Here is a 22,597-nt window from a genome sequence, read left to right as displayed (position 1 = left end):
GGCTAATCGAGCTGCGAGACCAGATGCCGGCGGCGTGGCCGATCCAGGAACAGGACGTTATGGGAATGGTCGCTCATCGGTCCGATGCTCTAATGACGGCGTTGATCGATAGCGGATTCATAGCGCTCATTCCACGCGCGAGAACGTGAACTCCCGCCAGATGAACTCGTTCTCCCACGCCGCCTTGCCGCCAGGATTGCGGACCACCGCGCCGCAATAGATTGCCATGTCGATGGTAATGCACAAGTCGTCCTTCTTGAAATGAGAAGTGCCTGGCACTGACTCCTGGCTGGGCAGTACCCAATCGCCCGAGAGAGTTGCAACACCGTCCTTGGTCAACAATCCAGCCCGCTCTCTACCATCAAAGAATGAACGCCCGTGCACTCGATGGCCAAATATGAGCGAGCGGATTTCTTGTGCTGTGAGCCGGTTCTTCTCGACGAATTCGCCGCTCCATAAACTTTCGGGAACGCCCGCCAAACGCAGACCCTTGCTGATGCGGTCAGACACGGTTCGCCACTCTGCCCCGCAGTAACAGTAATTCACATAGGCTACCTGTTCGACACATGCAGGAACTCCGCCTTGTTGGACGACGAGCGCGTCGTGCCGAGCGACGGCGCTTGCGGCGTCCTGCTTGCGACCGAGATATCCGTAAGCCGCGCCAAGCGCCAGAAATGCATAATGATCGTTCGGATTGAGCGTCGTGGCGCGCTCGAACGATGCGGCCGCGGCGGCGAATTGTCCTTGGTTGAACTGGGCATAGCCAAGATAAGTCAAGAACAACGCCGGCGGGTGTGGATCGAGCCTCATCGCCGCGTTGATATATCTCATTGCGTCATCCGGCCGGCTCGCGACGCTGAGGGCCAGGGAGGCAAAAGCGTAACTCCACGAATCGCTGGGGTCGAGATCGATGGCTCGCTTGAACTCGGCAATCGAATCCGTGGCCATGCCACGTCGGAGGTATATCGCGCCAGCCACCTGGTGCGTCAGGGCGCTGGGCTGCTTTTGGGCTATCTTGAGATAGTGTTGCGCTCTCGCATGCGCCTCCACCTCGGAAATGCCCAAGTTGCGGGTCCACTGCCGATTGGAGCTCGTGATATAGACCAGGGCCAAGGCGGCATAGGACCGGTAGTAATCCGGATCGAGCTTGATCGCTTCCTCAAAGAAGGGAACCGCCTTTGCATAGTCCACGGGCGTCGTCTGCCGGTAGTGCTCCCAGCCGCGCAGAAACTGATCATATGCCGCGGGCACGGTCGTTTCCTTGCGGTCGATCGCCGCCTCCTGGGAGGGGGTGAGTCTTACCGCAAGCGCATCGGCAGTCGTGTTCGCCACCTTGTCCTGGAGGGCGAATACATCGGCGAGCGAGCCGTCAAAGCGATCCGCCCAGACTTGACCGCCGGCGAGGGCATCGATGAGTTGCGCATTGATCCGCACCTGATCTCCGGCGCGTTGGACACTGCCTTCGAGGAGATAGCGGACGCCGAGCTCCTCGGCGACTTGTGCCGTCCTGATCGGTTTGCCCTTGTAGCTGAACGACGTATTGCGGGCGATGACGAACAAGCCCGCCACCTTGGAGAGTTCGGTGATGAGGTCCTCGGTGATGCCGTCGGCAAAGAAATCCTGTCCGGGATCGTTGCTGATGTTGATGAATGGCAGCACCACGATCGACGGCTTGTCGGGCAGAGGCAGTGCCATGCGCTCGACCGAGGCCGCCTCCATGCCTTGCCTCCACGGTTGCAGCCATCCGGCGACGATCAGGACCAGGGCAAGCAACAAGCCTGCGCCGGCAAGAACCGGCCAGTTTCGCCCTCGCCGCTCTTCTGCCACCGGCTCGACCATCGCGCCCGCGGCTGGCGTCTCGTGCTCATCGACGGTGAACTTGCCGACGAACCGATAGCCAACCCGCGGGAACGTCGCGATCCACTCTTCGCTGTCGGACGAACCTCGCAACTGGGTGCGAAGAGCAGCGATCTGAACCGTAAGGTTGCTTTCCTCGACGGTTGTATCCGGCCATGCTGCGTCCATCAGGGTGGACTTGGCCACCACCTGACCGCGCGCTGCAAGCAATGTTTCGAGCAGTTTCAGCGCTTTGCCTCCCATGGAGACTGGCTGGCCGTGCTCGAACAGCACACCTTGGCTGGTATCGAGCAGGAATGGACCAAATGCAAAGCGCGCCGGCGCCATGGTTCATGATAACCGTTTTTGGAATCATTTTGGGATCAATTTGGAGCGCCTTCAGGACTATTGCGGCGGGATCGCCGATGCTCCCGCCATCGGGCCAGGAACGGGCCCGGAAATTGGAAACACTCATTCTGGAGGCAATTGCCATGGCAATGCTGAGATTGGTGAATATTTCTCTCGCCGGCATCATGATCCTTTCGAGCACAGCCGTTGCGGGCTCACGGATCGGCCCGACATATATTGGCGACCGGTCGGCGAACCCCGAGCAGGAGACTTACGGCTATCTCGTGAAACCCGAGAGTGCACGCCCGCTGGCGTTCATTGGTCCCGCCCGCAACATCGGCTCCGCCACCGGCCACGCCGAAGCGGATACGATCGCGTATCGGCCGCTGCTCGGCGTACAGAGCAACGGCCTTTGGTCATTTTGGATCGAGCCCAAGTAGATAACGGCTGGGCCTATTTGAGGGCGAACTCCATATTTTCCTGGTGCGCCGCCGATATCAAGGCGACCGTCGCAGTGACCAAGCGGCGCATTTTGCGTCCGCGCTCGGGGTGGGCCGTTGCTCTAATTCTCGAAAACAATCCAGTACACCATGCTGAAGGCAGTGAAAGCCTTCTTGAGCCCATCTTTGACGCCCTTCGCCGCCGGCTTTTCCACATTTGCGGATTGCAAGCGAACTTCCTGGATCCTGTTGCAATTCGTCGAAATAGTTTGCTGGAAGGCTCTCGTTTTCCCAGCTGGTAAAAGCTCCATATGCGTAACCTCAGTGCCTATCCGGCCCTTTCTGCTGGAATAGGTCAGAGCAACCGTAAGCCCGATGAGGTCGGACGGCGAATAATTGCCGAGCTTGAAGCCAAGATGGCAGCTAAAGCCACTCTGATAGTGGCCGGTTTCCAGCCACTTCACCAGTTGCAGCCGATAACGCTTGTCGACCACATCCAGCCCCTTCTTGATCTCAGCAAGGGTGCCCCCGCTCGCGCAGAGATCCGCCGCCTTGATCGCTTCGTCCTGAAGGTTGTGAGGATCACCGCGCTTGCGAACCAGCAGATAGTGGACGTCAGCGCCTTTCATCGCCAGTGCATCCGCGAACATCTCCTGATAGGCCGGCGGTCTTACCTTGTCGCCGACGCCAGCAATGACATAATACTGCGCCGAGGAGGACTTGAGGTTCGCGATCGACTCCACCGGATTTTCCCACAAAGCCCATATGGTCGGGTCGAAGCCACTATCCTCGGCAAATTTATGAACATTGTGGGCACCCGAGTTCATCACGGCGCATTTGATGTCGGACCTTTTGGCCAGCAGGTTGGCGACCAAGAGTGCACCGCCGGAATGGCCTACCAGCACAAATCCGCTCAAGCCATGTCGCTCCTTGATCTGATCGAGCGCTGAATTGATCACGCGCGATTCAGCGGTTTTGAACTTCTGCTTGTGGTCTCCGGACGAACCAAGGGTTCCCGGCCGCGACAGGGAGATCATCAGATTGTTCTTCGATCTCGTGGTGAGCTCACGCGTAACCCGGAAGGCCACCTTGCCATCGTAGTTCGGCACATAGTACGGCTTGACCCGTTTGCCGTCCTTCCAGCCGATCGCGACATAGTCGCCTTGAAAGATGACCACGGCGATACCGGCTTTTGGTTCGACGTCGTTCTTGAAATAGCGAATACAGTATCCCTTGCCCTTGTCCGTGACCCAGACCCGATCCGGCCGCACGCATTCTTCTTCCGTCGACGTTGCTCCCGCGAGCATACCCTTTTTCGTCCAGGTCTTGATCTCGCCAGAAAGCTCGTCGGACCAGGCAGATCGTGACAGCGTCACAATAGCGACGAGAAGCCAAACGGCGCCAACAGCAAGTAATCGGATCAAGGTATCCCTCTATTACGTAGTATCGGATACGCTCTTCTCCTCTTGCGGCCGTCTCCTGGCCGTCCCGATCTCCGCCACAATGGGTCTGACAACAACCATAGCGATCTTTTGACCAAGCGGAAAGCGGCCAAGAATCTCCGCTTTGTTCACCGCACTGCGTATGGCGGGCGTCTTTACCTCTGATCCATCATGAGGGTCATTGGCTGGTCCGGCCGATCTCGTCGAGCCTGTTCTGCAGGCTCATCCTGTCGAGAGAGGCTAAGGGCAGGCTCATGAAAATGCTCAGCCGCCTTTCGAGCTCCTTGAGCACCTGGACGAAGGCCCTCTCTCTTTCCCATTCCTGGCCGGTCGCCAGGATCGGATCGGGCGAGCTCCAATGCGCCGTCACCGGCATGCCCGGCCATTCGGGCAATGGTTCTCCGGCGGCGGTGTCGCTGAGCGTGAAAACGAAGTCGAGAGCGGGAGCGTCCGGCCCGGTGAATTCGCTGTAGTGCTTTGGCGGCGTCGCCGGCACGTCGAGGCCATTGGATTGCAGGAGCTCGATCACATGCGGATCGACCGCACCGGCCGGCGTCACGGCGGCGCTGTAACCTTTGAAGACCCCTTGGCCCTTTTTGTTGAGAACCGCTGCAGCGAGAATACTGCGCGCCGAGTTGCGCCGGGACAGGAAGAGAACGCTATAGGAGCGGTCGCTCATCCAGAGCGTCCGAAGCGCTCGTCGAAGGAGTAGCCCATGCCGCGCACCGTGCGGATCGGATCGATCTCGCGGCCGCGCTTCAGGCACTTGCGCAGGCGTCCGACATGCACATCGACGGTACGCTCGTCGACATAGATGTCGCGCCCCCACACCGCATCGAGCAGCTGCGAGCGGCTATAGACCCGGCCCGGGCTCTGCATCAGATATTCGAGCAGGCGGAACTCGGTCGGCGACAAAGTGATGTCGCGCGCCGCCCGGGTGACGCGCCTTGTGCGCCGGTCGAGGGCGATGTCGCCGGCCCTGAGCCGCTCGGCAATGGCGTCGGGATTGACTCGCCTGAGGATCGTCTTGATGCGCGCCAGAAGCTCCGGCACCGAGAAGGGCTTGACGATATAGTCGTCGGCGCCGGTGGCGAGGCCGCGCACGCGCTCGTTCTCCTCGCCGCGCGCGGTCAGCATGATGACGGGAATGTCGCGGGTCTCGGGCCGCGAGCGCAACAGGCGGCAGACTTCGATGCCCGATATGCCGGGCAACATCCAGTCGAGCAGAATGAGGTCGGGGCGCTCCTCGTTGACAAGATGGGCGACGTCTTCCCCATTCGCGGTCGCCCTGACCCGGAAGCCTTCCGCCTGCAGATTATAGGTCAGGAGGATCTGGATCGGCTCTTCGTCTTCGACGATCAGGATGGATGCGGTCATCAGCGCTCATTCATCGAATCAAAGGCGGTGGTACTGGTCGTATCTCTCTTCGGACGCTCCTCGCGCAGGGGTTGGCCATGCACGAGGTAGTAAATGTTCTCGGCGATGTTGGTGGCATGATCGCCGATGCGCTCGAAATTCTTGGCGCCGAAGAGCAGATGAGTGCAGGGTCCGATCATGCGCGGATCCTCCATCATGTAGGTCAGGAGCTCGCGGAAGATCGAGTTGTAGAGCGCATCGAGCTCGCCGTCGTTGCGCCACACATCGAGCGCCTTGTTGTCATCGGTGGTCGTATAGGCGTCGAGGACATCCTTCAATTCTTCCAGGGAGAGCCTGCCCATGCGGGTCAAGCCGGCGGCGAGCTTGCGCGGCAGCTGCTCGTTGATGGCGTGGGTGCGCTTGGCGATGTTCTTGGCCAGATCGCCGATGCGCTCGAGGTCGGAGGCGACGCGGATCGCCACCATGATCTCGCGCAGGTCGCGCGCCATCGGCTGGCGCTTGGCGATGGTGAGGATGGCGCGCTCCTCGAGCTGCAGCTCGAGCGCGTCGATCTTCTCGTCCTGGGCGATCACCACGTCGGCGAGCTTGGTGTCGCGCTTCGACAGCGCATCGATGGCCTTGGCGAGATGATCCTCGGCGAGCCCGCCCATCTGGGCGAGCATGGTCTTGAGGTTGGCGAGGTCCTCGTCATAGGCTTTGACGATATGGTCAGACATAATCTTGATCTCCGCGGTCAGCCGAAGCGGCCGGTAATATAATCCTGGGTGCGCTTGTCCTTGGGCGCGGTGAAGATGTCGTCGGTGTCGCCGACCTCGACCAGGTTGCCCAGGTGGAAGAAGGCGGTGAGCTGCGACACGCGCGCCGCCTGCTGCATCGAATGGGTGACGATGACGATGCAGAAGTTCTGGCGCAATTCGTCGATGAGCTCCTCGATGCGCGCGGTGGCGATGGGATCGAGCGCCGAGCACGGCTCGTCCATCAGGATCACCTCCGGATTGACGGCAATGGCGCGGGCGATGCACAGGCGCTGCTGCTGGCCGCCGGAAAGGCCGGTGCCCGGATGGTCGAGGCGGTCCTTCACCTCCTCGAACAGGCCCGCCTTCTTGAGGCTGGTCACCACGATCTCCTCGAGATCGGTCTTGCTCTTGGAGAGCCCATGGATCTTCGGCCCATAGGCGACATTCTCATAGATCGACTTGGGGAAGGGATTGGGCTTCTGGAACACCATGCCGATGCGGGCGCGCAATTGCACGACGTCGAGCTTCTTGTCATAGATGTCGCGGCTGTCGATCTCGATATTGCCGGTCACCCGGCAGGAGGGGATCGTGTCGTTCATGCGATTGATCGAGCGCAGGAAAGTCGATTTCCCGCAGCCCGACGGCCCGATGAAGGCGGAGACGGCGCCGTCCGGGATGTCGATACTCAGTCCCTTGATGGCATGCTTCTCGCCGTAATAGACATCGACGTTGCGCGCCCTGATCTTGAGCGGCTTCTCACGCGCGATGCGCGGCGTATTCTCGGCTAGGGGCGTGTTGACCATGGCATCCATCTGGGCGGAACCTTTCATACTTACCAACGGCGCTCGAAGCGCTTGCGCAACAGGATCGCGGCCGCGTTCATGACGAACAGGAAGAGGAGAAGCACGACGATCGCGCCCGCCGTCTTGGACTGGAAGGCGATCTCAGGCAAATCGGACCACAGATAGATCTGGATCGGCAGCGCCGTCGCCGCATCGGTGAAGCTCGAGGGAATATCGACGATGAAGGCGACCATGCCGATCATGAGGAGGGGTGCGGTCTCGCCCAGCGCATGGGCCATGCCGATGATGGTGCCGGTCATGATGCCGGGCATCGCCAAGGGCAGCACGTGGTGGAAGATCGCCTGCTGATGCGAGGCGCCGACCCCCAGTGCGGCTTCCTTGATCGAGGGCGGCACCGCCCGCAAGGCGGCTCTCGACGCGATGATGATGGTGGGAAGCACGAGGAGCGCCAGCACCAGGCCGCCGACGACAGGGGCCGAGCGCGGCAGGCCGAAGAAATTGAGAAACATCGCCAGACCCAATATGCCGAAGACGATGGACGGCACCGCGGCGAGATTGTTGATGTTGACCTCGATGATCTGGGTCAGGCGGTTCTTGGGCGCGAATTCCTCGAGATAGATCGCCGCGGCGACGCCGATGGGCAGGCACAGAAACAAGGTCACGAGCAGCGTCAGGATGGAGCCCATGAGCGCGCCCCGGATGCCGGCGAGCTCGGGCTCACGCGAGTCGCCCGAGGTGAAGAAGCGCCAGGCGATGCCGCTTTCGGCGACACCCTGCTCTTTCAGATGCTCGAGCCACAGAGCTTCCTGATCGTCGACGCGGCGGTTACTTTCGGGCACCGTGAAGCGCACGATGTCCCAGGCGCCTGACGCTGCCGGATCGAGCGATTTCGGCGCGGTCAACTGCTCGGCGAGGAGCGCGCCATTGCCGATGGACAGGATGCGGAACGCGCCGCCATTCATGCGGATGATGTCGCCGGGCTGCGGCAATGTCGTGGCATCGGTCGTGAGCTTGAACTTGTCGCCCTCGGCCACCGCCGTCATGGTGCCTTGGCCCGCATATTTCTCGACCCCGGTCTGGCGGCCTTTGAGATACTGGTCGGCATCGTCGGAGAGGAGGACCGGCACCTTGGCATCCTGGCCGATGAGGGCCGGATTGCTCATCACCATGCTGCGGAAATCATCGGCTGCCCCCGAGCTCAGGAGGCCCATCAGCTTCTTGCGGTCGGCGCGCGACGTCACATCGGGGAACATGGCGCGGAAGGACTCGCGGATCGGCGCGTCGAAATCGCCGGCGCGGATGACCTTGGGATCCCTGCTGTTCTGCGGATCGATGGCCGCCTGGTCGATCTTGACCGGCAAAGTGATGCGGTTCTCGATGAAAGCCGGCAGGCCCTTGACCAGAATATCGGCAAAGAGCAGCACCAGGAAGACGGCCGTCACCGCGATGGCGGCGATACCATAGAGCTTGAAGCGGCGCTCGGCGCGATAGCGCCTGGCGACCATCGCGTCATTGTCGCTGATGCGGCGGGGAGCTGTGGCGATCGCGGTATCAGTCATATTGTTCCCGGTATCTCTGAACGATCTTGAGCGCGATATAGTTGAGGGCGAGCGTGAAGAAGAACAGCACCAGGCCCAGCGCGAAGGCGGAGAGCGTCTTGGCGGAGTCGAATTCCTGGTCGCCCACCAGCAAGGTCTTGATCTGCACCGTGACGGTGGTGACCGCGGCCAGCGGATTGAAGGTGAGATTGGCGGCCAGCCCCGCGGCCATCACCACGATCATCGTCTCGCCAACGGCGCGCGAGATGGCCAGCATGAAGGCCGAGACGATGCCGGGCAGAGCCGCCGGCAGGACGACCTTCTTGATGGTCTCGGACTTGGTGGCCCCCATGGCATAGGAGCCGTCGCGCAGCGACTGCGGCACGGCGTTGATGACGTCGTCCGACAGCGAGGAGACGAAGGGGATGATCATCATGCCCATCACCAGACCCGCGGCGAGGGCGGATTCGGAGGCGACGTCGAGACCCAGCGACTGGCCCCAGCCACGGATGAGGGGCGCCACGGTCAAGGCGGCGAAGAAGCCCAGCACCACGGTCGGGATGCCGGCCAGGATCTCGAGGATCGGCTTGACCACGGCGCGGATCCTGGGTGTGGCATATTCGGCCATGTATATGGCCGAGAACAGGCCGAGCGGACCCGCCACCAGCATGGCGATCAAGGTGATGAGCAAGGTGCCGACGATCAGAGGTATGATGCCGAAAGCGCCGGAAGATCCGACCTGGTCGGCGCGCATGGCGGTCTGCGGCGACCATTGCAGGCCGAAGAGGAAGTCGATGGGCGATACCTTGCTGAAGAAATGCAAGGCCTCGAACACGACCGAGAACACGATGCCGATGGTGGTCAGGACCGCAACCGCGGCGCAGGCGAACAAGACATATTTGACGAAATGCTCGAACTGGTTGCGGGCGCGAAGCTCGGGCACGATGCGGCCCAGGCCCCAGAAGATGACGGCCACGCCCGCGAGCGCGCCGAGGCCGTTCAGACCCCAATAGACGAGATTGGCGGCCGATGAATAGGCGGAAGCGGCATTGCGCAACTGCTCGCTCGCCTCGCCCTGATAGGTGCCGGCGATCAGGTTCTGGATGTCGCGCAAAGCGGCATCGCGCTGGAGCTGCTCGCTGACGGAGGCCGGATCGAAGGCGCCAAGACCCTGGCTCACGATATAGTGCGATCCCAAAGGCGCGCCGATGACATAGATCGCCATCATCACGGTGAGGACACCGGCGGCGATATAGAGGCCGTGATAGGCGGGAACAGAATGCAGCGCGCCGCCGCCGCGAATGCCGCGAGCCCTCTGGCTCCCCAGGAAGAAGCCGGCCAGCACCAGCACGGCCAGGATCGTGAAATAAGTCCCCGACATGACGCGCCCTTAACTATCTGACTTTCGCCGTCTCATCCTGCGGCGTTTGGGTTGGTGCGGAGCGCCTCCACAAGGGAGGCGCTCCCGAAAGGGTACGAGGCGTCCGGTACATCCGCGGGCCGCCCCGGTAGAGCCGGCAGCTTACATCAGCTGGTCGCCCTTGATCGTTTCCAGCGCCTCGGCCGCAGCCTTGGTCTTCTGGGCTTCGTCGCCCGGCAGCGTCACCAGGCCCTTGGCGGCAAGATAGCCGTCCTCGCCCAGCGCCTTGTCGGACACATATTCCTTCACGAACTCGACCATGCCGGGAATGGTGCCGACATGTTGCTTCTTGGCATAGATGAAGAGCGGGCGGGATACCTTGTATTCGCCCGAGGCGATCGTCTCATAGCTCGGCGCCACGCCGTCGACCTGCGCGCCCTTGATCTTGTTGGCATTCTCTTCGAGGAAGGAATAGCCGAACACGCCGACGGCTTGCGGATTGGCTTCGAGCTTCTGGACGATCAAATTGTCGTTCTCGCCGGCATCGATATAGGCGCCATCCTCACGGATCGACTTCCAGACTTTCTCGAACGCCTTGGCATCGGACTTCTTGAGCGCCTTGAGCGAATCGATCGAGGCGGCGCCCGGATCCATCACCAGCTCGACGAACGAGTCGCGCGTGCCGGAGGTGGGCGGCGGTCCAAGAACTTCGATCTTCTCATCGGGAAGCGACGCATCGACGTCCTTCCAGGTCTTGTAGGGATTGGCGATGAGCTTGCCATCCTTGTCCGGCACTTCCTTGGCGAGCGCCAGGAAGATCTGCTGCTTGGTGAAGGTGAGATCGGGACCCGCCTTGGAATTGGCGACGGTCAGGCCGTCGAAGCCGACCTTGATCTCGACGATCTCGGTCACGCCATGCTTGGCGCAATCCTCGAACTCGCTCTTCTTGATCTGGCGCGAGGCGTTGGTGAAATCGGGATTGTCGGCGCCGATGCCGGCGCAGAAGAGCTTCATGCCGCCGCCGGTGCCGGTGGATTCGACCACCGGGGTCTTGAAGCCGCCGGTCTTGCCGAACTGCTCGGCGACCGCTGTGGTGAAGGGGTAGACCGTCGATGAGCCGACGATGCGAATCTGGTCACGGGCTTCCGCGACGCCAGCCGTCAAAGCCAAAAGGCTCACGGCAAAAAGAAAGCGTTTCATTCCTTGTCTCCTCTGTATGACGCCTGCTTTTCATTAGGCATCCGGCGTGTGTGTTATGTGACACTCGCACTACAGGAATATGACAATTCAAATGATTGATATAATTGAGCTTATTTGGCTTCGTGGGAAACCGCAGGGATACGGACGGTGAAGCTCGAGCCGGCCCCCAATTCCGACTGGATGCGCATCTTGCCGCGGTGCCGGTTGAGGATGTGCTTGACGATCGCGAGCCCCAGGCCGGTACCGCCGCGCTGGCGGCTCTCCTGCACATTGATGCGGTAGAAGCGCTCGGTCAGCCGCGGCAGGTGCTCCTCAGCGATGCCCGGACCGAAGTCGCGCACGGTGAGCTCGCAATCCTCGCCGAGCCTGCGCCCCGAAATCTCGATCGCCTTTCCGCTCGCGGCATATTTGATGGCATTCTCGATCAGGTTCTGGACGACCTGGACAAGCTCGTCCCAATCGCCCTGCACCACGAGCGGCTCCTTGTTGTCGATCTTGATCTCGACGCCCGCAGCCTTGGCGAGGCCCGAGAGCGTGTCGCGCACATGAAACGCGATCTGCTTGAGGTCGGTCGTGCCGGTCGGGCGCAGATGGGCATTCATCTCGATGCGGCTCAGCGACAGGAGATCGTCGATCAGGCGCTTCATCCGCTCGGCCTGGGTCTGCATGAGCGCCAGGAAGCGCTCGCGCGAGACCTCGTCCTTCTTGGCCGCCCCCTGCAGCGTCTCGATGAAGCCGAGGAGCGAGGCCAAGGGCGTGCGCAATTCGTGGCTGGCATGGGCGACGAAGTCGGCGCGCAGGCGCTCGGTCTGCTGCTCGCGGGTCAGGTCCCTGAGCAAGATGAGGATCATCTGCTCGGGCTCGGCCATCGCAGCGACATAGGCTTCGAAATGGCGCTGCAAGGGCACATGCTGCTCGTAATCGACGCGCCGCGTGCCGCCATGCTCGAGAACCGCCTGGACCGCCTCCAAAATAGCGGGGGCGCGAATGGCGGACGAAATATGCTGGCCTTCCGGATCCATGTTGAGCAGGTCGCGCGCCTTGCCGTTGGCGCTCGCCACCAGGCCATGCGCGTCGAGCAGCATGATGGGGTCAGGCAGGGCGCCGATCAGCGCCGTCAAGGCATCCCGACTGGAAGTCCGTTCACGCAGGTCGAGGGCTGCGGCGGCAGCCCCATTATTCTTTTTCCAGGGCCAGATCATCTAAGCTCGGCAAGGCGGATCACTCATCCGCACACTCTGCTCCGCTTATGACAAATTCCTGACAAATGAGAAAGAGTGTCATGAAATCGCTTAGGGAACCTCGTTCATGGACCGGAACCGGAGCCGGCCGCATGCGGGAATTTCCGGTCCCGGCTCAGCATCGGCTTCAGACCGCGCAGAATGTCGTCGGCAAGCGACAACGCCTCCTCGAGCTGAATAAGGGCCATGCCGGCCTTTTTCGCATCGCTCGCAATCGAAGAGGAATTTCCACTGACCCCGCCCAGCAGCGCATGAAACTGCGCAATTTCGCGCGCCATGGACGGCCCGAGGACACCGAGCGAAAGGGCGTTCGCCTCAAAAATCACCGGCTTCGGAACGAAGAAAGAGCACGTCGCGGGCTGCCTTCGCCTCGCTGGCCGTCCCTCAGCCGTTTCACGCAAATAGGCTTCCCATCCGCCGGTCTCGATGAAGCGCAAAATCCCTGTCACCTCGCCGGCCAAAGCGAAGGCCAGATTGCGGCGCCGCCGTCGCTTCGAAGATACATATAATCCCCAGCCGAGGAGGCTGAAAGACAACCCTCCTGCACACAAACTGACGATCAAAAGGGCGAGGGTCATAAGACCCGCCTTTCATGATCCAGCTCGCTGGATCGTCTTTCATCATATCACCGATCGGCCGTGATGGAGAAACCGTGCTGTAAAATGGCGTGCCTGCGGTGAAGTCCTGAGACCGCCGCTCCCCCCGCCTTAATCAATTTTCTGGAGCAAATCCTTATCGCCAAGTCTTCAAAAACCCCGGATCGAGTCCGAGGCAGGCTTTTGGCGGGATTTGCTCTAGGCCGGGCGGCGGACTTGGCCTCCGGCGCTACCCCTCCGGCAAGGAACCTGGAACCCGCGGCCGCGTTATCGGTCTGCGCCGGATGGGTTTTTAGCATCTTGTCATGCCGAACGACATCAAGGCCAAGACCAGGGTTGCCACGCCGCCGGCGTCGCCGATGTCCCGTGGCGAGACGGACCTCCGCAGATTCATCGATCCTGCCGGCAAGCTTCTCCAGCCCTTGCCGAGAGCATGGGCAGGGCCTCAGCAACTGGAGCGCCTCTACCATGCGATGGTGCTCACCCGCGCCTTCGACGAGAAGGCGATCGCGCTGCAACATACAGGAAGGCTTGGGACCTATCCGTCTTCGCTCGGACAGGAGGCGGTCGCGGTCGGCATAGCCGCCGGAATGGCCGCCGAAGACATCCTCCTGCCGGCATTCCGGGAGCATGGCGCTCAGCTGTGGCGCGGTGTCTCCATGCTGGAAGTGCTTCTCTATTGGGGCGGCGATGAGCGCGGCAGCGATTTCAAGAAAGCGCGGGCGGACTTTCCGGTCTCGATCCCGGTTGCCGCACATTTTCCGCAAGCCGCCGGCGTCGCCCTTGCCCTGAAGCTGAAGGGAGGTCGGAGTATCGCCGTCTGTGCCGGAGGCGACGGCGCGACCTCGAAGGGCGATTTCTACGAGGCCATCAACATCGCCGGCGTCTGGAAGCTTCCCGCCCTCTTTGTCATCAATAACAATCAATGGGCCATTTCGGTGCCGCTCAGCGCCCAGACGGCCGCGCAAACACTTGCGCAGAAGGCCGTCGCCGCCGGGATGGAAGGGGACCGCGTGGACGGCAACGACGTGCTCGCGGTCCTCGATGCGGTGGAACGGGCCGCAGCAAGGGCCCGCCGCGGCGACGGCCCGACACTCATCGAAGCGGTCACCTATCGGCTTGGCGACCACACCACCAGCGACAACGCCCGTCGTTACCGCCCAGACGAGGACGTCAGCCGTCACTGGAAGGAAGAACCGATCGGGCGGTTGCGTAGCTATCTCACGAGCACCGGCTATTGGACGAAGGAGCGTGAGGAGGAGCTACGCAGTCGATGCTCTGCTGCGGTCGAGGAAGCCGTTGCCGCCTATCTTGCAACCGCGGCCGAACCGCCCTCCGCCATGTTCGATCATCTGTTCGCCACCCTGCCCGCCCCGCTCAAGCGCCAACGCGATTCTGTCATCGAGGAGGCTAAAGGCCGTGACTGAGATGACGATGGTCGAGGCGGTGAACCTCGCCCTCGCAACGGCGATGGCCGAGGACGACCGTGTCCTGGTGCTTGGTGAAGACGTTGCGGTCAATGGCGGCGTGTTCCGGGCGACGGTCGGATTGCTCGATCGCTTCGGGCCTGACCGGGTGCGCGACACCCCGCTCGCCGAAGCGGCCATTGCGGGGATATGCGTCGGGCTCGCTTCACAGGACTTTCGCCCGGTCGCTGAAATCCAATTCACCGGATTCATCTATCCGGCCATCGACCAGGTGGTGAATCAGGCCGCGCGCCTGCGCAACCGCACACGGGGCCGTCTCGCCTGCCCGATGGTCCTGCGCAGCCCTTGCGGCGGCGGCATTCATGCGCCGGAGCACCATTCGGAAAGCCCCGAGGCGATGTTCGCCCATATTCCCGGCCTCAGGGTCGTCATACCCTCATCGCCGCGCAAGGCTTATGGCCTGCTTCTCGCCGCGATCAGGGATCCGGACCCCGTGGTCTTCCTCGAGCCGACGCGGCTCTATCGCGCCGCCAAGGAGGACGTGACCGACGACGGCGTGACGCTTCCGCTCGACCGATGCTTTGTCGAGCACACCGGCAGCGACATTACGCTCATCGCCTGGGGTGCAATGATGCGTGAGACGCTCGCCGCGGCGGCGGATCTTGCGGAAGATGGCATCAGTGCCGAGGTGATCGACGTCGCAACGCTTTCGGTCCTCGACGACGACGCGATCACCCGCTCGGCCGCCAAGACAAAGCGATGCCTGATCGTTCAGGAAGCGGCCGGCAATGGCGGCTTCGGCGGCGAGATCGCCGCGCGTGTCGCCGAGGCGTGCTTCTTCTCATTGCTGGCACCGGTCTCGCGCGTCTCCGGCTACGACACCGTGATGCCGCTGGCGAAGCTCGAGTCGCATTATCTGCCGTCGGCCGCGCGGATCGGCAAGGCGGCGCGCCGCCTCATGGAGTATGCATGAGCGCGTTCCGCCTGCCTGACCTCGGAGAAGGCCTTGTCGAGGCGGAGATCGTCCAATGGCATGTATCTCCCGGTGATCATGTCGTTGTCGACCAGCCGCTGGTCTCGGTCGAGACGGCAAAGGCCGTCGTCGAGCTGCCGTCGCCCCAGGCCGGACGGATTGCAAGCACGCTAGGGAAGGTCGGAGATGTCGTCAGGGTCGGCGACATATTGGTGGAATATTCCGAGGGCGGCGAGATCGAAAAGGCAGGGATCGTCGGCGATCTGCCGCAGAGCGCGATCAAGGCGAGCCCGGCGGTGCGGGCAAAGGCCGCAGCACTCTCCCTCGACCTGTCACGAGTCAAGGGCACAGGGCCTGACGGGACCATCACGCTCCAGGATCTGGAGGCTCAACAAGCCGGCGGCCAGGCAGAAAACCTGGTGAGACTCACCCCCGCCCGGCGCAGCATGGCGTCGAATATGAGCCGCGCCCATGCCGAAGTGGTGCCGGCCACGGTCACCGAGGAGGCGGATGTCTCAGCTTGGCCCGCCACGGAAGATGTGACGCTGAAGCTCATTGGCGCCATCGTCTCGGCTCTTCAGGCTCATCCCGCTTTGGGGGCCTGGTATGACGCTAAGGCGCAGACTCTGCGTCTTCACCAGACGATCAATCTCGGCATCGCGCACGACACCCCCGAAGGACTTTTCGTTCCGGTCCTCAGGGATGCAGGATCGCGCAGCGCCGCTGAGCTGCGCCGCGACCTCGACGGGATGAAGCGCAAGATCGCCGATCGGACGATCGGCGCCGCCGACATGCTGGGAGCCACTTTCACGCTTTCGAATTTCGGCACGATCGCCGGCCTCCATGCCGAGCTCGTCCTGATGCCGCCGCAAGTGGCCATCCTGGGCTCAGGGCGGATCGTTGAGCGGCCGCTGCTGTACCAGGGCAAAGTGGCGCCGGGCCGCGTCATGCCGCTGTCATTGACCTTCGATCATCGTGCGCTGACGGGTGGCGAAGCCGCACGTTTCCTGCGCGAGGTCGTCGAGTTTCTCCAGTCGGGAAAGTCCTCACGCCATGGATGACCTGTTCGCGCATTGCGACGCGCTGGGGCCGTACAAGATCGTTCATATCTGCCGGCAGCGCCCCCTGCTCAAAGCCGTTGTCGTCGTCGACAATGTCGCCCGTGGGCCGGCGATCGGCGGCCTTCGCATGGCAGGCGATGCGACGCTCCCCGAATGCATGCGGCTGGCGCGCGCGATGACACTGAAGAATGCCGCGGCCGGCCTGCCGCATGGCGGCGCAAAATCGGTGATCATCGGCGATCCCCACGTGCCGCTGGAGGACAAGGAAGTGCTGATCCGTGCCTTTGCCTCGGCGATCCGCGATATCGAAGAGTATATCGCCGGTCCCGATATGGGCACCGACGAGCGCTGCATGGCCTGGATTCACGACGAGATCGGCCGGGTGATCGGCGTGCCGCGCGAGCTCGGCGGAATTCCGCTCGACGAGATCGGGGCGACCGGCTTCGGCTGCATGATCGCCGCGGAAGTTGCCGGAGAATTCGCGCGTGTTCCCCTCAAGGGTGCCCGAGTGGCCATCCAGGGTTTCGGCGCGGTCGGCCAGCATGCGGCGCGCTTTCTCGCCGAGCGCGGGGCGATCCTGGTCGCCGCGTCGGATTCGAAGGGGACGATCATCGATGAGCGAGGCATCGACCCCTTGAAGCTCGCCCACATCAAGCAGCGAGGCGGCACCGTGCTGGACGCCAATGTACCGCTGAAACGCGATCGGAACGCGATCATTGCCGCCGATTGCGACATCTGGATACCGGCGGCGCGGCCCGATGTCTTGCAAGCCGACAATGTCGGCCAGCTCAAGGCAAAAATGGTCATACAGGGCGCCAATATCCCGGTGACGGCGGAGGCCGAGCGCTATCTCAACGCGCATGCCATCCTCTCGGTGCCGGACTTCATCGCCAATGCCGGCGGCGTGATCTGCGGCGCCGTCGAATACCGCCGCGGCAGCGAGCGCGAGGTGTTCGAGCTGATCGGCACGCTCGTCGCACAAAATACGCGTGAAGTGCTGACGCGCGCCCGGAACACCAAGGCTCTGCCGCGCGACGTCGCCCATGAATTGGCGAACGAAAGGATCGCGGCCGCCATGCGGCTGCGCCGGTGGTCCTGATCCGCAGTTAGGCTGGCTTCAGACGACGGTCACCGTCGCGCCCAGCTTCACATGCTGGAAAAGCTCGCTCACATCGGCATTGTGCATGCGGATGCAGCCCGACGAGGCCGATTTGCCGATCGAGGCCGGCTCATTGGTGCCGTGGATGCGATAGATGCTGCTGCCCAGATAGATGGCGCGCGCACCCAGCGGATTCTCCGGTCCACCCGCCATATAGGACGGAAGCTCGGGCCGGCGCTTGCGCATGGCCGCCGGCGGTGACCAACTGGGCCATTTGACCTTCGCCGACACCGTATTGGTGCCCGACCATTCGAAGCCGCGCTTGGCCGTCGCCACCCGGTATTTGACCGCCTTGCCGTTGCCCAGGATGTAATAGAGCGCATGCTCCCTGGTCACGATGACGATCGATCCCGGCTTCTGGCGGGTCTTGAAATCGACGATCCGGCCCCGCTTGAATTTCGGCATGACCGTTTCGGCCTTGGCCGGAGGAACGAGGACGACGCCGTCGGCAGGCGCGGTATTGGCATGCGCCGCCGGCGCCAGCAAAAAGCCGGCAAGGACAGCCGAGGCCATAAGGACAGAACGGGCGGGAACGGACAGACGGGTAATCACGGGAATCTCCTCTCAAAGATGAAGCGTAAACTAGCGGGAAGGCGCTGAACTCACCCTGAAACCGGCGTTCATCGGCGGTTTAAGGGTGGGTGGTTTTTGTGGCGGACCGCATCACCCGTCGTCATTTTGACAGTTGGCGATCCGCGCTCTATTGCCTTTTCACGAGCCCGCCCAGACAGGATCCTCCCATGCAGACCGTCACCACCTTCCCGCGCCAGGTGAAGGAAATCGAGAATATCTGGATTCCCCTGTCCGACGGGGTCAGGCTCGCGGCGCGCCTGTGGCTGCCGGAGGACGCCGACGCCAAGCCGGTGCCGGCGATCCTCGAATACCTGCCCTATCGCAAGCGCGACGGCACCATCGTGCGCGATGCCCTCACCCATCCTTATTTCGCCGGCCACGGCTATGCCTCGATCCGGGTCGACATGCGCGGCAACGGCGATTCGGAAGGGCTCCTGTTCGACGAATACACCAAGCAGGAGCAGGACGACGCGCTCGAGGTGATCCACTGGCTGACGCAGCAGAAATGGTGCTCGGGCTCCGTCGGCATGATCGGCATCTCCTGGGGCGGCTTCAACGGCCTCCAGGTCGCGGCGAGGAAGCCCCCTGCCCTCAAGGCGGTCGTGACCTTGTGCTCGACCGACGACCGCTATCAGGACGACATCCACTATAAGGGCGGCTGCGTCATCAACGAGCACATGGCCTGGGCCGCGACGATGTTCGCCTTTTCCTCGCGCCCGCCGGATCCGGCCATCGTCGGCGAGGCCTGGCGGAAGATATGGATGGAGCGGCTCGAGAACCAGCCGATGCTCATCGTGCCCTGGCTCGAGCATCCGCATCGCGACGCCTATTGGAAACATGCAAGCGTTGCTGAGGATTTCGGCGCCATCGATGCCGCCTGCCTCGTGGTCGGCGGCTGGAACGATGCCTATTCCAATGCGATCCCGCGATTGATGGCAGGCCTCAGATCGAGCTGCAAGGCGATCATCGGCCCCTGGATCCACAAATATCCGCATTTCTCGATGGTGGGGCCGCGCATCGGCTTCCTGCAGGAGGCGCTGCGCTGGTGGGATTTCTGGCTCAAGGGCGAGCCTACGGGCGTCATGCGCGATGCGCCCTATCGCGTCTATGTGATGGACGCAATAAAACCGACCAGCGGGCCCGACGAATGGCCGGGCCGCTGGATCTCGGATCAGGTGTGGAATGCCGGCAATACCGAGATCAAGCACTGGTATCTCAATGACGACGGCATCGGCGGCGGGGCCCGGCCCGAAACGCCGCTCACTGTGTCATCGCCCCAGGATATCGGCCTCGACAGCGGCGATTACTGCATCATGTTCAACGGCTCGGGCTTTCCGGGCAACCAGGTCAGGGACGATGCCGGATCGCTCACCTTCGATTCGCCCCAGCTCGTCACCGACATGGACATCGTCGGCCAGCCCGCCATAGAGCTCGATTTTTCGGTCGACAAGCCCGTCGCTTTCGTCGCCGTCAGGCTCAATGACGTATGGCCAACGGGCGAAGTGACCCGTATCACCTATCAGCTGCAGAATCTCTGCCAGCGCGACAGCCGCGAAAGCCCCTCAGCCCTCGAGCCCGGCAAGCGCTACCGCATGAAGATCGCGCTCGACGATATCGCCTGGCGCATTCCCAAGGGCCACCGCTTGCGCGTGTCGATCTCGACCACCTATTGGCCGCTGATGTGGCCGGCGCCGGAGCCGGTGACCCTCACGGTCTATGCCGGTTCGTCGCGCGTGCATGTGCCGGTCCGGCGCGAGATCGACGGAGAGGTCGCACCCGTCTTCAAGCCGGCAGAAGGTGCTGAGGCCGTCAAGGTCACGGAATTGGCCAAGCCCGAAGCCAGCCGGAAAGTAACGATCGATGACAAGACGGGCGAGACGGTCATCGAAGAGCGCGACGACAATGGCCGCTATGAGATCGCGCCGCATGGCCTCATCGTCCACTCGGCCGCCGAGAAGACCTATCGCATAAGGCCGGAGGATCCGCTGTCGGCGCGGATGGAGACCCACTGGACCGAAGAGCTCGGGCGCGGCGACTGGCACACCCGGATCGAGACCTATACGCGCCATGAAGCGACCAGCACCCATTGGCTCATCTGGGGCCTGATCGAGGCCTTCGAGGGCGATGCTCAAATATTCCGGCGCGAATGGAACGAGACGGTCGAGCGTAAGCTGAATTGACGGTTTTTCACCCTCTCCCCCGTTGCGGGAGAGGGTATGACATGGCTCGTGTGAGCCAGGCGCTCTTGTCAGGGCGGCGGCACCGACTTATCAGCTTACCTTGAGGAGAATTTAGCCCATGCCTGACCTCTCGAGCCTCGTCGCCTTCGGTCTGATCGCGCTCGGCATGGTGCTGACGCCCGGCCCCAATATGATCTACATCATCTCGCGCTCCATCACCCAGGGGCGCGTCGCCGGGATGATCTCACTTGCGGGCGTGGTGCTGGGCTTCATCGTCTACATGCTCTGCGCCGCCTTCGGCATCACCGCCCTGGTGATGGCGGTGCCCTATGCCTATGACGCGCTGCGCTTCGGCGGCGCGCTCTATCTCCTCTATCTCGCCTGGCAGGCGGTCAAGCCCGGCGGGCGCTCGCCCTTCCATGTCAAGGCACTGCCCAAGGACAGTCCCGGCAAACTGTTCGCCATGGGCTTCCTCACCAATCTGCTGAACCCCAAGATCGCGGTCATGTACCTGTCGCTCCTGCCGCAGTTCATCAGCCCCGAGCATGGCAGCGTGCTCCTGCAATCGCTCATCCTCGGCTCGACCCAGATCGCCATCAGCGTCAGTGTCAATACGGTGATCGTCACGCTGGCGGGTGCGATCGCGGTGTTCCTCGCCGGCCGTCCGGCCTGGCTCGTGGCGCAGCGCTGGCTCATGGGAACGGTGCTCGCGGGACTCGCTTTGCGCATGGCGACCGAAGCCCGGCGCTGAGATCGATCCCCCGATGGCGCGACATCTCAGCCTGATCACGGTGCTGGTCGACGACTATGACCAGGCCATTGAATTCTATGTGGGCAAGCTCGGCTTCAGCCTCAGCGAAGACCGTCAGTTGAGTCCGGACAAGCGTTGGGTCGTGGTCACGCCTCAGGGTGGTGGAACCGGCCTTCTGCTGGCCAAGGCGGCCAATGGCCGGCAGATCGCAATCGTCGGCAACCAGGGCGGCGGACGGGTTTTCCTGTTTCTCGAAACCGATGATTTCAAGCGCGATCATGCGGCCTTCAGCGAACGCGGCGTCCGCTTCCTCGAGGCGCCGCGCGAGGAGCCCTATGGCATGGTGGCGGTGTTCGAGGATCTCTATGGCAATCGCTGGGACCTGATCGAGCCAAGATGAGCACGTCCCGGACCACCATCCGCATCGCCGCGGCACTCATCCGCAACGAGACGGGCCATGTCCTCCTCGTGCGCAAGCGCGGCACATCCTTCTTTATGCAGCCCGGCGGCAAGATCGAGCCTCAGGAGACGCCGCGCCGGGCACTGGCGCGGGAATTGTGGGAAGAGCTCCGCCTCAGCATCGATGAGGCTCTTCCCCATTATCTCGGAAAATTCGTTGCTCCGGCCGCAGGCGAAGAAGACCTTATCGTCGAGGCCGAGACATTCGACATGACGATCACGAGCGAGGTCGCACCGGCAGCGGAGATCGAGGAAATCGCCTGGGTCGATCCCTTTGCTTTGCCTGACCTGCCGCTCGCCGCCCTCTCCAGGGACCACATCCTGCCGCTCGCACGCAAGACAGCCCAATGAAGACCATCCTCATCACCGGCGGCAGCCGCGGCATCGGCCGCGAGACGGCGGTCCTCGCTGCCTCCAAGGGCTGGTCGGTCGGCATCAATTATGTCGGCAATGAAGCCGCCGCCGAGGAGACGGCGGCGGCGGTGCGCCAAGCCGGTGGGCGGGCAGCCCTCGTCAAGGGCGATGTCGCCGTCGAGGCCGATGTAATCGCCATGTTCGATGCGACGGAAAAGACGCTCGGCCGCCTTGCGGGCGTCGTCATCAATGCCGGCATCGTCGCGCCGTCGCTGACGCTCGCCGAGATGAGCGCCGAGCGGCTCAGGCGCGTCTTCGAGGTCAATGTGCTGGGCGCCTATCTCTGTGCGCGGGAAAGTGCCCGCCGCCTTGCCCGCGAGCGGGGCGGCGAGGGCGGCTCGATCGTTCTCGTGTCGTCGGCCGCGGCACGGCTCGGTGCCCCGTTCGAATATGTGGATTATGCCGGGTCGAAGGGCGCCGTCGACACCTTGACCATCGGGCTCGCCAAGGAGCTCGGCGCCCAAGGGGTGCGCGTCAATGCGGTGCGGCCCGGGCTGATCGAGACCGACATCCATGCGAGCGCCGGCCAGCCCGACCGAGCCTGGCGCATCGGGGCGACGACGCCGCTCGGACGGCCAGGCCGGGCAAGCGAGGTCGCGGAAGCGATCCTGTGGCTCCTCGACGACGCCTCATCCTATGTCACGGGCGCGCTCCTCGACGTGTCAGGCGGGCGGTGAAATAC

Annotated in this window: 22 protein-coding genes; 10 read left to right on the top strand and 12 right to left on the bottom strand. The window is 62.8% G+C overall.

All coding sequences use genetic code 11. The features are described 5' to 3' along the window. Positions 1 to 126 precede the first annotated feature (126 nt). On the bottom strand, positions 127 to 2,184 hold the full coding sequence (locus DS839_RS25245) for a winged helix-turn-helix domain-containing tetratricopeptide repeat protein (RefSeq protein ID WP_119273243.1): 2,058 nt from the start codon (positions 2,182 to 2,184) through the stop codon (positions 127 to 129). On the opposite strand from DS839_RS25245, the gene DS839_RS25240 reads away from it, so the two are divergent. Then, positions 2,163 to 2,624, top strand: coding sequence for a hypothetical protein (locus tag DS839_RS25240; protein ID WP_119273242.1), 462 nt, complete (start codon positions 2,163 to 2,165; stop codon positions 2,622 to 2,624). The genes DS839_RS25245 and DS839_RS25240 overlap by 22 nt on opposite strands. Positions 2,625 to 2,746: 122 nt before the next feature. On the opposite strand, the gene DS839_RS25235 is transcribed toward DS839_RS25240, so the two are convergent. The 10 genes from DS839_RS25235 to DS839_RS25190 all read right to left on the bottom strand — a co-directional run bounded on the left by DS839_RS25235 (position 2,747) and on the right by DS839_RS25190 (position 12,900). Then, positions 2,747 to 4,048: an alpha/beta hydrolase family protein gene (locus DS839_RS25235; protein ID WP_162918785.1), complete on the bottom strand. Its 1,302-nt coding sequence runs from the start codon at positions 4,046 to 4,048 to the stop codon at positions 2,747 to 2,749. Positions 4,049 to 4,244: 196 nt separating this feature from the next. After that, positions 4,245 to 4,745, bottom strand: a complete 501-nt coding sequence (locus DS839_RS25230) for an arsenate reductase/protein-tyrosine-phosphatase family protein (protein ID WP_119273240.1) — start codon at positions 4,743 to 4,745, stop codon at positions 4,245 to 4,247. Next, on the bottom strand, positions 4,742 to 5,443 hold the full coding sequence (gene phoB, locus DS839_RS25225; RefSeq protein ID WP_119273239.1) for a phosphate regulon transcriptional regulator PhoB: 702 nt from the start codon (positions 5,441 to 5,443) through the stop codon (positions 4,742 to 4,744). The genes DS839_RS25230 and phoB overlap by 4 nt, the downstream gene beginning before the upstream one ends. Continuing rightward, entirely contained in the window at positions 5,443 to 6,159 is a 717-nt protein-coding gene (gene phoU / locus DS839_RS25220) for a phosphate signaling complex protein PhoU (protein ID WP_119273238.1), read from the bottom strand. Before phoU ends, phoB begins: the two co-directional genes overlap by 1 nt. 17 nt (positions 6,160 to 6,176) lie before the next feature. Then, the gene (pstB, locus tag DS839_RS25215; protein WP_368911903.1) at positions 6,177 to 6,983 is read right to left on the bottom strand and encodes a phosphate ABC transporter ATP-binding protein PstB; all 807 of its coding nucleotides are present in this window, start codon (positions 6,981 to 6,983) and stop codon (positions 6,177 to 6,179) included. Between the two features lie 29 nt (positions 6,984 to 7,012). Continuing rightward, positions 7,013 to 8,542, bottom strand: coding sequence for a phosphate ABC transporter permease PstA (gene pstA / locus DS839_RS25210; RefSeq protein WP_119273236.1), 1,530 nt, complete (start codon positions 8,540 to 8,542; stop codon positions 7,013 to 7,015). Beyond that, positions 8,535 to 9,902: a phosphate ABC transporter permease subunit PstC gene (pstC, locus tag DS839_RS25205; protein WP_119273235.1), complete on the bottom strand. Its 1,368-nt coding sequence runs from the start codon at positions 9,900 to 9,902 to the stop codon at positions 8,535 to 8,537. Before pstC ends, pstA begins: the two co-directional genes overlap by 8 nt. A gap of 141 nt (positions 9,903 to 10,043) precedes the next feature. Beyond that, positions 10,044 to 11,081 (bottom strand): PstS family phosphate ABC transporter substrate-binding protein, encoded by a 1,038-nt coding sequence (locus DS839_RS25200; RefSeq protein WP_119273234.1) that lies wholly within the window; start codon positions 11,079 to 11,081, stop codon positions 10,044 to 10,046. A gap of 110 nt (positions 11,082 to 11,191) precedes the next feature. Further along, entirely contained in the window at positions 11,192 to 12,202 is a 1,011-nt protein-coding gene (locus tag DS839_RS25195) for an ATP-binding protein (RefSeq protein ID WP_162918784.1), read from the bottom strand. A 185-nt stretch (positions 12,203 to 12,387) separates the two neighbouring features. After that, positions 12,388 to 12,900, bottom strand: a complete 513-nt coding sequence (locus DS839_RS25190; RefSeq protein WP_162918783.1) for a hypothetical protein — start codon at positions 12,898 to 12,900, stop codon at positions 12,388 to 12,390. A gap of 323 nt (positions 12,901 to 13,223) precedes the next feature. Between DS839_RS25190 and pdhA the strand changes: the two genes are divergently transcribed. Genes pdhA through DS839_RS25170 form a run of 4 tightly spaced genes read left to right on the top strand, consistent with a single transcriptional unit; the run spans position 13,224 to position 17,478 of the window. Then, positions 13,224 to 14,345 (top strand): pyruvate dehydrogenase (acetyl-transferring) E1 component subunit alpha, encoded by a 1,122-nt coding sequence (pdhA, locus tag DS839_RS25185; protein WP_119273231.1) that lies wholly within the window; start codon positions 13,224 to 13,226, stop codon positions 14,343 to 14,345. Beyond that, entirely contained in the window at positions 14,338 to 15,318 is a 981-nt protein-coding gene (locus tag DS839_RS25180) for an alpha-ketoacid dehydrogenase subunit beta (protein WP_119273230.1), read from the top strand. Before pdhA ends, DS839_RS25180 begins: the two co-directional genes overlap by 8 nt. Continuing rightward, positions 15,315 to 16,379, top strand: coding sequence for a dihydrolipoamide acetyltransferase family protein (locus DS839_RS25175; RefSeq protein WP_119273229.1), 1,065 nt, complete (start codon positions 15,315 to 15,317; stop codon positions 16,377 to 16,379). Before DS839_RS25180 ends, DS839_RS25175 begins: the two co-directional genes overlap by 4 nt. Next, the gene (locus DS839_RS25170; RefSeq protein WP_119273228.1) at positions 16,372 to 17,478 is read left to right on the top strand and encodes a Glu/Leu/Phe/Val family dehydrogenase; all 1,107 of its coding nucleotides are present in this window, start codon (positions 16,372 to 16,374) and stop codon (positions 17,476 to 17,478) included. The genes DS839_RS25175 and DS839_RS25170 overlap by 8 nt, the downstream gene beginning before the upstream one ends. Before the next feature lie 18 nt (positions 17,479 to 17,496). Here the strand turns inward: DS839_RS25170 and DS839_RS25165 are convergent, their stop codons facing one another. After that, positions 17,497 to 18,090 carry a L,D-transpeptidase gene (locus DS839_RS25165; RefSeq protein WP_368911902.1) on the bottom strand — a complete coding sequence of 198 codons (594 nt, stop codon included), beginning with the start codon at positions 18,088 to 18,090 and terminating at the stop codon, positions 17,497 to 17,499. A gap of 188 nt (positions 18,091 to 18,278) precedes the next feature. Between DS839_RS25165 and DS839_RS25160 the strand changes: the two genes are divergently transcribed. The 5 genes from DS839_RS25160 (at position 18,279) to DS839_RS25140 (ending at position 22,592) form a co-directional block, all read left to right on the top strand. Beyond that, the gene (locus tag DS839_RS25160) at positions 18,279 to 20,291 is read left to right on the top strand and encodes a CocE/NonD family hydrolase (protein ID WP_119273226.1); all 2,013 of its coding nucleotides are present in this window, start codon (positions 18,279 to 18,281) and stop codon (positions 20,289 to 20,291) included. Positions 20,292 to 20,409: 118 nt separating this feature from the next. Continuing rightward, positions 20,410 to 21,042 carry a LysE family translocator gene (locus DS839_RS25155; protein WP_119273225.1) on the top strand — a complete coding sequence of 211 codons (633 nt, stop codon included), beginning with the start codon at positions 20,410 to 20,412 and terminating at the stop codon, positions 21,040 to 21,042. Between the two features lie 13 nt (positions 21,043 to 21,055). Continuing rightward, on the top strand, positions 21,056 to 21,442 hold the full coding sequence (locus tag DS839_RS25150) for a VOC family protein (RefSeq protein ID WP_119273224.1): 387 nt from the start codon (positions 21,056 to 21,058) through the stop codon (positions 21,440 to 21,442). Then, the gene (locus DS839_RS25145; protein ID WP_119273223.1) at positions 21,439 to 21,852 is read left to right on the top strand and encodes an NUDIX hydrolase; all 414 of its coding nucleotides are present in this window, start codon (positions 21,439 to 21,441) and stop codon (positions 21,850 to 21,852) included. The genes DS839_RS25150 and DS839_RS25145 overlap by 4 nt, the downstream gene beginning before the upstream one ends. Continuing rightward, positions 21,849 to 22,592, top strand: a complete 744-nt coding sequence (locus DS839_RS25140) for an SDR family oxidoreductase (protein WP_119273222.1) — start codon at positions 21,849 to 21,851, stop codon at positions 22,590 to 22,592. The genes DS839_RS25145 and DS839_RS25140 overlap by 4 nt, the downstream gene beginning before the upstream one ends. Positions 22,593 to 22,597 lie beyond the last annotated feature (5 nt).

The organism is Taklimakanibacter deserti, assembly GCA_003574785.1.
The sequence above is the reverse complement of the archived record's forward strand: the minus strand, read 5'-3'. Positions and strand labels throughout refer to the sequence as shown.

Excerpts from the sequence above, each read along its gene's own strand:
- DS839_RS25245 (WP_119273243.1), bottom strand. The coding sequence starts at position 2,184 with ATGGCGCCGGCGCGCTTTGCATTTGGTCCATTCCTGCTCGATACCAGC.
- DS839_RS25155 (WP_119273225.1), top strand. The coding sequence starts at position 20,410 with ATGCCTGACCTCTCGAGCCTCGTCGCCTTCGGTCTGATCGCGCTCGGC.
- DS839_RS25140 (WP_119273222.1), top strand. The coding sequence starts at position 21,849 with ATGAAGACCATCCTCATCACCGGCGGCAGCCGCGGCATCGGCCGCGAG.
- pstC (WP_119273235.1), bottom strand. The coding sequence starts at position 9,902 with ATGTCGGGGACTTATTTCACGATCCTGGCCGTGCTGGTGCTGGCCGGC.
- phoU (WP_119273238.1), bottom strand. The coding sequence starts at position 6,159 with ATGTCTGACCATATCGTCAAAGCCTATGACGAGGACCTCGCCAACCTC.
- pstA (WP_119273236.1), bottom strand. The coding sequence starts at position 8,542 with ATGACTGATACCGCGATCGCCACAGCTCCCCGCCGCATCAGCGACAAT.
- DS839_RS25160 (WP_119273226.1), top strand. The coding sequence starts at position 18,279 with ATGCAGACCGTCACCACCTTCCCGCGCCAGGTGAAGGAAATCGAGAAT.
- DS839_RS25150 (WP_119273224.1), top strand. The coding sequence starts at position 21,056 with ATGGCGCGACATCTCAGCCTGATCACGGTGCTGGTCGACGACTATGAC.
- pdhA (WP_119273231.1), top strand. The coding sequence starts at position 13,224 with ATGCCGAACGACATCAAGGCCAAGACCAGGGTTGCCACGCCGCCGGCG.
- pstB (WP_368911903.1), bottom strand. The coding sequence starts at position 6,983 with ATGGTCAACACGCCCCTAGCCGAGAATACGCCGCGCATCGCGCGTGAG.
- DS839_RS25190 (WP_162918783.1), bottom strand. The coding sequence starts at position 12,900 with ATGACCCTCGCCCTTTTGATCGTCAGTTTGTGTGCAGGAGGGTTGTCT.
- DS839_RS25170 (WP_119273228.1), top strand. The coding sequence starts at position 16,372 with ATGGATGACCTGTTCGCGCATTGCGACGCGCTGGGGCCGTACAAGATC.
- DS839_RS25175 (WP_119273229.1), top strand. The coding sequence starts at position 15,315 with ATGAGCGCGTTCCGCCTGCCTGACCTCGGAGAAGGCCTTGTCGAGGCG.
- DS839_RS25240 (WP_119273242.1), top strand. The coding sequence starts at position 2,163 with ATGCAAAGCGCGCCGGCGCCATGGTTCATGATAACCGTTTTTGGAATC.
- DS839_RS25200 (WP_119273234.1), bottom strand. The coding sequence starts at position 11,081 with ATGAAACGCTTTCTTTTTGCCGTGAGCCTTTTGGCTTTGACGGCTGGC.
- DS839_RS25145 (WP_119273223.1), top strand. The coding sequence starts at position 21,439 with ATGAGCACGTCCCGGACCACCATCCGCATCGCCGCGGCACTCATCCGC.
- DS839_RS25230 (WP_119273240.1), bottom strand. The coding sequence starts at position 4,745 with ATGAGCGACCGCTCCTATAGCGTTCTCTTCCTGTCCCGGCGCAACTCG.
- phoB (WP_119273239.1), bottom strand. The coding sequence starts at position 5,443 with ATGACCGCATCCATCCTGATCGTCGAAGACGAAGAGCCGATCCAGATC.